7 protein-coding genes, 1 tRNA gene and 1 pseudogene are annotated in these 9,475 nt (G+C 61.6%); all 9 read right to left on the bottom strand.

Features of this window, described 5'->3' with window-relative positions; all coding sequences use genetic code 11:
* A pseudogene (locus DWZ22_RS10320) lies at positions 1-1,396 on the bottom strand (transcription-repair coupling factor); the annotation flags it as partial.
* Between the two features lie 157 nt (positions 1,397-1,553).
* On the bottom strand, positions 1,554-2,219 hold the full coding sequence (nth, locus tag DWZ22_RS07350) for an endonuclease III (RefSeq protein WP_117735431.1): 666 nt from the start codon (positions 2,217-2,219) through the stop codon (positions 1,554-1,556).
* Positions 2,220-2,282: 63 nt separating this feature from the next.
* The gene (locus DWZ22_RS07355; RefSeq protein ID WP_118405802.1) at positions 2,283-4,085 is read right to left on the bottom strand and encodes an ABC transporter ATP-binding protein; all 1,803 of its coding nucleotides are present in this window, start codon (positions 4,083-4,085) and stop codon (positions 2,283-2,285) included.
* A 124-nt stretch (positions 4,086-4,209) separates the two neighbouring features.
* The gene (locus DWZ22_RS07360; protein ID WP_118405803.1) at positions 4,210-5,565 is read right to left on the bottom strand and encodes a DNA recombination protein RmuC; all 1,356 of its coding nucleotides are present in this window, start codon (positions 5,563-5,565) and stop codon (positions 4,210-4,212) included.
* A gap of 124 nt (positions 5,566-5,689) precedes the next feature.
* Positions 5,690-6,124, bottom strand: coding sequence for a hypothetical protein (locus DWZ22_RS07365; protein WP_117735428.1), 435 nt, complete (start codon positions 6,122-6,124; stop codon positions 5,690-5,692).
* A 684-nt stretch (positions 6,125-6,808) separates the two neighbouring features.
* A complete protein-coding gene (gene rbr, locus DWZ22_RS07370; RefSeq protein WP_117735427.1) occupies positions 6,809-7,348 on the bottom strand; it encodes a rubrerythrin in 540 nt (179 codons plus the stop codon).
* Positions 7,349-7,446: 98 nt separating this feature from the next.
* Entirely contained in the window at positions 7,447-8,352 is a 906-nt protein-coding gene (locus DWZ22_RS07375; RefSeq protein WP_118405804.1) for an adenine glycosylase, read from the bottom strand.
* A gap of 21 nt (positions 8,353-8,373) precedes the next feature.
* The gene (locus tag DWZ22_RS07380) at positions 8,374-8,859 is read right to left on the bottom strand and encodes an Rrf2 family transcriptional regulator (protein WP_118405805.1); all 486 of its coding nucleotides are present in this window, start codon (positions 8,857-8,859) and stop codon (positions 8,374-8,376) included.
* 359 nt (positions 8,860-9,218) lie between these two features.
* A tRNA-Asp gene (locus tag DWZ22_RS07385) sits at positions 9,219-9,296 on the bottom strand.
* Positions 9,297-9,475: the final 179 nt, after the last annotated feature.

Consider the following 9,475-nt stretch of genomic DNA (forward strand, 5'->3'; position numbering starts at 1 on the left):
CCGCGCCCGCCTCGAGCGGGCGGGCGTTGAGCGCGTCGGCATGGCGCTCGCGAATCGAGGCATGGGCCCCCTGGCGGGCGGCGCGGTCGGCAGAATCCGCCGCCGCCACACGTACACGGTCGCCGATAACGCCGGCGTTTTCGGGGGCGGCAGTCAGCGACTCCTCAAAGGTAATGCCCGCATCGCCAAAGGTGAGCTCCATCGACTCGCGCGCACCGCGGTCGGGAATGGCAAACACGCAGGCGTAGCGCTTGCCCACAACCTCCTGAATGCGCGTCATAAATCGATTGTCCGAGCCCGCAATGGCCGGCTGCTCAATCTTGAGCTCGGCCGTAACCGCGCCGCCGGCACGAATCAGGCTCACGTAGTTCAGACGCTGCTGAGCACCAAAGTCGAGCTGCTGGGCACGCACGTACAGGCCGTCCAGACGGTCAATCCCCGCCTCGCCGGCACGGGCCTCGATATCCTCGTAGGCACGTAGGCAGTCGTCGAACAGCGAGCGCGGCTCGGACAGGACCACAAGTGCCTTGCCGCTCACGTGCGCCAACGGGCTCACGGTCTGGCCGTACATCACCGGCAAAAAGCGGTCGAGCTCGGGCGTGACGATGCGCGCGTCCACCATCTCGAGCAGCGCCGCCAGCTTGCTGTCGTCCTGGCTGGCGCGGTAGAGCGCCACATGCATGTTGTGGACGGCCTCGTCGGTGAGCGCCAGCTCGCGGCAGGGGAAGATCTCAATGCTGTCCTCGTTGCCGATGGTTTGGCCCGTGGAACTCACCATGCGACGGATGCGGTCGATCTCGTCGCCAAAGAACTCAATGCGCACGGGTGCCTTCTCCTGCGCGGGAAACACCTCGACGGTGTCGCCGTGCACGCGGAACAGGCCGGGCGCGTCGGCGGCACCGGCATTGGTGTAGCCCATGCCAACCAGGCGCTGCGGCACCTCGTCGAAGGGAATCTCCTCGCCCACCGTAAAAGTAGTGGACTCCCAATAGCGGCTCTCGACCGGCGGCACGCAACGCAGCAGTGCGCGGGCGGAGGCGACCATGATGCAGTTGTCCCCGCGCACGATGCGCCCGAGCGCCTCGCAGCGCTGGGCCACCACGGCGTCGTCGGGCGCCTGCTCGCGCCAAGGGTAGTCCTTGCGCTCGGGAAAGCGGCACACGTGCGCCAGGCCCACATAGGCGGCCAGACTGCGTGCAGCGCGATCGGCCGCATCCTCGCCACTCACAATGTAGACCGTGGGGCGCGGGCGACGCGCAAACTGGGCTGCCGCCATAAGCGTGCGACCCGACTGCGACACGGCCAGCGTCACGTCCTCGCCGGCATCGAGCCCGGCCTCGACGGTCTGCAGTGCCTCGGCAGTGTAGAGCTGCGCGGCTATACGGTGAATGAGCATGCTGTTCCTCCGGCATTGCAACGCCAAAAGCCCGCCGGGGCAAGCTCGGCAGGTCGTACGTCAAATACATTGTCTGTCATGGTAGCGCATGGAGAAGACTCCGGCTCAAGGGCAAACCTAGCCCCGCAAAAAACGCCAGACGAAGATGCGTTCCGCCCTACCCCGCTACGCGCACGCTGGGGCACAAATCTGCCAGCGGGCACTCGTCACACTTGGGTTTGCGGGCGTCGCAGATCTCGCGACCAAAGGTGATCCACTGATGGTTGACCGACTCCCAATACTCGTGCGGCAGAATCTTGAGCAGATCCTGCTCGGTCTTGAGCGGCTCCTTGGCATGCGTCTTGGGACTCAGCATTAGGCGATGCGCGATGCGGTTGACGTGCGTATCGACCGCAATGCCCTCGACAATGCCAAACCCCACGTTGAGCACGATGTTCGCCGTCTTGCGCCCCACGCCCGGCAGCTTAACGAGCTCTTTCATGTCGGCCGGCACCTCGCCGCCATAGTCGGCGACGATCATCTGCGCGGCCTCGACGGCATGCTTGGCTTTGCTCTTGTAGAAGCCGAGTGACTTGATGGTGTCCGCCACGTCAGCCACGCTCGCCCCGGCCATGGCCTCGGGCGTGGGCCACTGGGCAAACAGCCGCGGCGTCACCTTGTTGACCTGCATATCGGTCGTTTGCGCCGAAAGCAGCACCGCAATCAGCAGGCGGAAGGGATTCTCGTGGTCCAAAAAGCACTCGACCGGGCCATAGCGACGGTTGAGGCGCTCACACACCTCGATGGCGCGCTCGCGCTTGGCGGCATTGGTCTCGCGTGGCATAACGACTCCTCGGCTCAACGGCACAATAAACTTATGAGCACAATTGTCCCACGTATAGGGTCGTTACGCTTCCAAAAATGCGCCGGTCTGGCGGCTCCACAGGCTTGCATACTCGCCGCCCGCCTCGACAAGCTGCGCATGCGTGCCGTCCTCGACGATCTCGCCGTCGGCCAGCACCACGATGCGGTCGAGCGCCGCCACGGTGGACAGGCGGTGCGCCACCACAATGGAGGTACGTCCACTCATCAGGTTTTCGAGCGCCTCCTGCACCAGCGCCTCGGACTCGCTGTCGAGAGCAGAGGTCGCCTCATCGAGCACCAGAATCGGTGCGTCGGTTAGGATGGCGCGGGCGATAGCCACGCGCTGACGCTGGCCGCCCGAGAGCTTGACGCCGCGCTCGCCCACCATGGTGTCAAAGCCACGGGGCAGGCGGTCGATAAACTCCAGGGCATTGGCCAGGCGCGCCGCCTCACGAATTTGCTCGTCGGTGGCGTCGGGGCGACCGTAGGCGATATTCTCGCGAATGGAGCGGTGGAACAGCAGCGCCTCCTGCGGCACGTAGGCAACCTGGCGGCGCAGGCTCTGCTGCGTGCAGCGCGAGACATCCTGACCGTCCACGAGTACGCGGCCGCCCTGAACATCGTCCAGGCGCAGCAGCAGCTTGGTGAGCGTCGTCTTACCCGAGCCCGATTTGCCCACCAGGCCCACGCGCTGGCCCGCCGCCACATGAAGCGTCAGGTCATCGAACACGCTCTCACCCGCCGCAGCGTCACGGTACGCAAAGCTCAGGTGCTCAAAATCAATCGCGCCCTCGGTCACTTTGAGCTCAGGGGCGTCCGGGTCGTCTGCCACCAAACGTGGCTCGTCCAGCACGCGCGTCATCTCGGCGGCGTCACCCAGCGCGCGGTTGATACGCTGCATCATGGAGCTCACGTAGTTCAGACGCATGGTGAGGTTGTACGTATAGGTAAAGATCATGACGAGCGCGCCGGCCGAGATGCCAAACCACGCGTTGCCGCCCGCCACAAACACGCTCACCACGGCCATGGTGATGACGATAAGGCCCGAGGTCGTAAAGTTGCGCTGCATCATGGCGTGCATCGATACCGTCTCAGCATCGCGCGCGGCGCGGTCGGCGGCATCGAACAGATCGTGCTCAAAGTCCTCGCGCCCGCAGGTCTTGACGGCCAGGATGTTCGTGACCGCGTCGGACAGCACGCCCGAGAGCTTGTTTTGCGCGGCGGACGTCGCGGCCGAAAGCGGCATGATGCGCTTGTACATAAGCCAGACAAACGCAATGTAGACGACCATGATGCCCACCAGGATCACGGTAAATGTGGGCACCACCGGGGCGAGTGCCGCCACCGTGCAGACGACCGAGGTGATGGTGGGAATGAGCGAATACACCGTCACGTCCACCAGTCCCGTATAGCCGCTCATAAAACGGCTCGTCTGGCTAACGAGCGATCCGCCAAAACGGCTGGTGTGAAATGTCATGGATTGGTTGGAGAGCGTGTCGAAGCACAGACGCGCCAGGTGATAGTTGCCTGCGATTTCGAGCTTGTAGACGGTGTAGTCCTGTAGCTTGGAGAGGATCTGACCCACCAGGTTAACGAGTACGAGCGCCAGGATATAGGGGCCGAAGACCTCAAACACCTGGTCACCCGCCACGGGACCGGCTTGAACGCGGTCGACAATGAGGGCCATCACATAGGTATTGGCAAACGTCAGCAAAAAGATGTAGCCCGCCGACGAGAACACCGAGAGAAAGACGATCAGCGGCTGTGTGCGCGTGACGTCCCAAAAACGCTGCAGCGTGCGACGCACGGTTGAGCGTTTGAGCGGACTGGTGCTTCTCTGAGACATGGGCTTCCTTTCGCATCTGATAGGGCGAAACACCATTGTTGCACATTAAAGTGCGCTTTAGGCAAGTGCGATGCGAGAAGCGCTGCGCCCCGCGCCTGCGCAGACGCCCCGCCGTCAGGTGCGGCTAGTCCTCGTCTTCTTGCCCTGCAAGCAGGCCCGCAGACGTGAGCCCCAAGACCTCGTCGGCCTCCTCGGCATCTTCCAGCGCGTCGATATCCTTGAGCTTGCGCTCCATAACGTTGGTGCGCGTGGTGATGATGCCCTCGACCGTTTTGCCCGCGGTCTCGATCTGCTGCTGGGCGCGGCGCAGCGCCGCCTGATAGCGCGGCAGCTCGGCCTTGACGGCGGAAAGCACACGCAGCACGTCGTCGGTGCGTTTTTGCAACTTAAACGTCTGGTAGCTCATCTGCAGGCTGTTGAGGATGGCGGCCATGGTGCTGGGACCGGCTACGTTGACGTGATAGTCGCGGCCCAGGGTCTCGATAAGCCCAGGGCGCGTGACGACCTCGGCGTACAGGCCCTCAAACGGAACGAACAGGATGCCAAAGTTGGTGGTCGCGGGCACGCTCAGGTACTTTTCGCAGATGTCCTTTGCCTCGCGCTTCACCATGGTGTCGAGCGTCTTGCGCGCGGCGGCGACGGCCTCCGCGTCGCCCGACTCCTGGGCGTCGAGCAGATGCTCATACGCATCGCCCGGGAATTTGGAGTCGATCGGCAGCAGCACGGGGTCTCCCTCGTCTACCGGCAGCTTGACGGCAAACTCAACGCGCTCCGAGGCGCCGGGCTTGGTGGCGACGTTTTCCAGATACTGGTCGGGCGTAAGGATGTCCGACAGGATCGCGCCCAGCTGCACCTCGCCCAAAATACCGCGCGCCTTCACATTGCCCAGCACGCGTTTAAGGTCGCCCACGCCGGTGGCGATAGATTGCATATCGCCCAGGCCCTTATACACGGCCTCGAGCTGGTCGCTCACCTGCTTAAACGATGCCGACAGACGGTCGTTGAGCGTGCGGGAGAGCTTCTCGTCCACCGTCGCGCGCATCTGATCGAGCTGCACGTTGTTGTCCTTGCGGATGGCGCCCAGCTGGGCATCGACCGTCTCGCGCACCTTGTCCAGGCGCTGCTCGATGCCCTCGCGGTTGGCGCCGAGCTGTTGGGTCGTCTCGCGGCGCAGGTCATCCATACGGTCACCAGCTTGCGAGAACTCGCGTGCGATGGCCAGGTAACGTTGCTGCTCCACGGCCGCATCGGTCGTCTGCTGCTGCGCGATGGCATTGGCCGTGCGGCGGGTTTCAGCCAGCGCGACGTTCAGGGCATCGAACGCGTTGTTGGCCTGCTCGAGTGCTGCCAGCGTTTCCGCGCTACTGTCGCCACGCTCCCGCAACTCGGCACGCAGGCTCTTGAGCTGGATGGCGCAAGCCACAGCAACCCCCACCGCCACCAAGGCGATCACAACAAGCACAATATCAATAGCAGACATAAACTCCGCCCAACAAACCCAATCGAGCACCAATCAAAACCGCGATCAATCTTACCCCGCCATACACACGGATCACTCACTGCCTTGCAGACAAATTTCTCTTAGAGCCGCGGGCGCTAAAACGCTAGCTCTCCCAGCCGGCGCGGATGGTTGTTATGACGTCACCTAGGCGCTGGCCCAGTGCCGCTAGATGTTGAAGCACCTCGTTGGGCGATGCGCCGTTGAGGATGCACGTGAGGGCATACGACGCCAGAAAGATGGCCGCAAGCCCCAACGGGATGAGCACGATCATCGCCAATGTGCGCAGGCGCTGGCCCAAACGGCGGCGGCGCGCGCGGCGTTTGTCGAACGCGAGCTCCTGCGCATATGAATCTTGCTGTACGGAATAGGCCTCTGGCGCCGATTCACACCCGGGCACAGCTGCAGGTACAGCAGCGGGCACGACGTTTTGCACAGGCGCCTGGTTGGCAACCCCTTGCATTTGCATCTCCATGAGTCGTTGCTGCTGACGCAGCATGCGCTCAGCTTGTTGCTGCGGAGTCTCAAGAAACAGATCCATGTTGGCCTCCAAAATCGGGGCATTCGACGCTTACGGCCAGCATCCCGCACCGCCATGACCGCGGCAACGCAATCGCCGGCAATAGCCACAAAGTTTCTTTTGCTCAAAAGCTGTCGAAAAGCTCAACAACTCCCCTACCAGCACTTTCTCTGAGCTTTTTTCGCCAGCAATCTTTTGGCCTTCCACCCTTACGCCAGCTGACCAAAATCTAACCAAAAGCTTGACGAAAATTGTGGAGACCGGGACCTCAAATAAAACGTGACAGCCCCAAGCGAAGCAGCCTGGACAGTTAGTTCAGATATGTATAAATCAGACCCCCCACAGAAGGGCCGACACGCTCCGTTTGCCGCATTTTAGTCCCCCATAACGGACATCAAAGACCCAAAGTCAGGCGTAACAGGCATCCAAATGACGCCCAACAGACCTCCAAGGACCCAAAAGACAGCCATCGAGCGATTGGAAAATACGAATCTGAACTAACTGTCCATCCCCACACAAAACGTGCCGCCCCATAGGGGGCGGCACACAAACTTTAATATCAGCTTTTCTGTAGCGAGCACGCGACGACCCAACGCCGGGGCGCGGGGCGGGGAGATACCTTCCCCTCGCGCGACTCTGCGAAGCCGTGAGCGAGAGGGGAAGGTATCTCCCCGCCCCGCGCCCCGCAGCAGCCAGCGCCACGCGCTAGTAGTTCACCACCTGCTCCTCAAAGTACGCCTTCGGGTGGTTGCACACCGGGCACACCTCGGGCGCCTCGGCACCAACATGCAGGTGTCCGCAGTTCAGGCACTTCCACACCTTTACACCCTCGCGCTCAAACACCTCGCCCGACTCAATGCGCTCGACGAGCTTGTTGTAGCGCTCCTCGTGAGCCTTCTCGACAGCAGCGACGCCGCGGAACTTCGCGGCGATCTCGGCAAAGCCCTCCTCCTCGGCGGTCTTGGCAAACTCGTCGTACATCTCGGTCCACTCGTAGTTCTCTCCCGCGGCGGCATCGCGCAGGTTATCCAGAGTGCTGGGAACGGCGCCATCGTGCAGGTACTTAAACCACAGCTTGGCGTGCTCGGACTCGTTGCCCGCCGTCTCGGCAAAGATATTCGAGATCTGAACGTAGCCGTCCTTTTTTGCCTTGGATGCATAGTAGCGATACTTGGTGTGCGCCTGAGACTCACCGGCAAAAGCGGTCTCGAGGTTCTTCTTGGTTTGAGAGCTCTCAAAATCCATAGGTGTACTTCCCTTCAATACATGCCGCCCATAGGCTTTGAGCGGCCTTATTTTATGGTACCCTCTGCCGAAAATCTAAACCTTAAAATTCGAGCGAGCTACACACTCAGCCAACGATCGTCCTCGAAGCGGCAAAAGCCCTCGCGCTCCAGATCGGCCAGAATACTCGCGACCAGCTCACACTCGACCGGCGCTCGACCGGCCGCCGCCTCCATCTCGTCAACGCCTGCGACGGCCTCATCGAGCGTAATCCCCGCCGGCTGGCCATCGCGCGCTGCCAGCAACATGCGCACGATATGCGCGCGCTTTTGGCGACGCGAGCCCTCAAACTTTGATTGACGGCTATAGCCCGCCGAGCGCCTGGACGGATTGGGCAACGTCTTTTTTAGATATGCGCCGTAATCTAGCAACGCGTAATACCACGCGCGCGGCGTGTCGGCATCATCGAGCGGCACGGCAAAGGGAGCGATCTTGTCGAGCGCCGCACCGGGGGCCGCCGGACAGGCCGCCTGAATCAGCGGTACCAGTTCGCGATCGGGAACGGCGGGCACATCGGGAAAGAAATGATGCAGAAAGACCGTGCGCACGTTGGTCTCCAGATACACACCCGGAAGATCAAACGCAAACGACCGGATACCCTGCGCCGTTGCCGGGCCAATACCAGGCAGAGCGACCAAGTCGCGCGTCTCATGCGGAAACTCCCCATCCCAGTCCTCTGCAACGCGCTGAGCGGCCTTGTGGAGCGCCAGAGCGCGTCGGTTGTAGCCCATGCCCTGCCAAGCGTCTAAAACATCGGAAGGCGCGGCCTGAGCGAGCGCCTGGACGGTCGGAAAACGATCGAGCCACGCCGGCATGCGCGTCTCCACGCGCGGAACCTGTGTCTGCTGCAGCATGACCTCGGAGAGCCAGATGATATATGGGTCGCGCGTGCGGCGCCACGGAAGGTCGCGATAACGCAAGACCCCTTCCGAACGAATCATCGAACGAAAGGGGTCCTGAATCATGGCAATGCTCCTTATGCGGCGCTATTCCTCCCGGCAGGCGCACGCACAGGTGGCGTACTCGGGAAACGCATCGCGATCGGCGAACTTGGGATCGACAGCCGGGAACTGGCGATGGGCGACGATGTCGCCGAGCGAAACGGAATCGAGGTAGTCGCGCATCAACGCCTGGGCTCCGGCCCACAGGGGATGATAGCAGCACGTGCCCATGCGCGCACAGTCACCATCGGGCGCGGTGCAATCGTTCATAACCATAGGGCCCTGAACAGCCTCGACGACCTGGCGGATGGTGACATCGTCCGGACTGACCTTGAGACGCATTCCACCGTGGACGCCACGCAGGCTCTCCACAATACCGGCCTGGACCAAACCGTGTTGGATCGAACGGGCAAACGAATACGGGACATTGACCTCTTCGGCAGCGGTGCGAACAGAAAGCAAACGCTCCGAGTCCTCGGCAAGCATCGCCAGCATACGAAGGGCGTAATCAGTCTTCCTCGATATGTCCATTTTTCCCCTTTCAAGGAATACGAACAGCTCGAACGAGCTCCGGGGCCGAGCTTGTGTCGAGACGCTAAATGACCGCTAGGACATCCAAATGATAAATAGGATATCCACTGAGTGCCGCGCTTGGAGCGAAATGCATCAGATGCGGCCTACAGTGCAATTTAGTATAACCTAACCCCCTGTCTCGTTGAACAGGTGTTGCGCAACAAAGCTGCTGTTTAGACAGATATACTTATTGGATTTTACTTGCGTTCCCGAAGGCGCGGGGATTCTGGGCGAAGATGCGCTAGGGCGATCGTTCTATCGAAACAAAGTGCATCAAACGCAAAAAGCCACGTCCGAAGACGTGGCTTTAATTGCGTTGGCGGGAAGTACGGGGCTCGAACCCGCGACCTCCGACGTGACAGGCCGGCGCTCTAACCAAACTGAGCTAACTCCCCAGGCAGGCGTTCGCGTTTGTTTCCGCTCGCGTGCGCTGCGGGAATTAGTATACACAGAAGTCTGTCCGGCGCGCAACAACTTTTTTTGAAAAAATTTTTCGGTCCCTCCGGGAGGGTCCCCGGGGCTGAGGGCGGGGGTTAAGTTTGCTGCTCTACAGTCCTGCGCAAGACGGAAAGCA

The organism is Collinsella sp. AF31-11 (genome assembly GCF_003475605.1).
Lineage (GTDB): Bacteria > Actinomycetota > Coriobacteriia > Coriobacteriales > Coriobacteriaceae > Collinsella.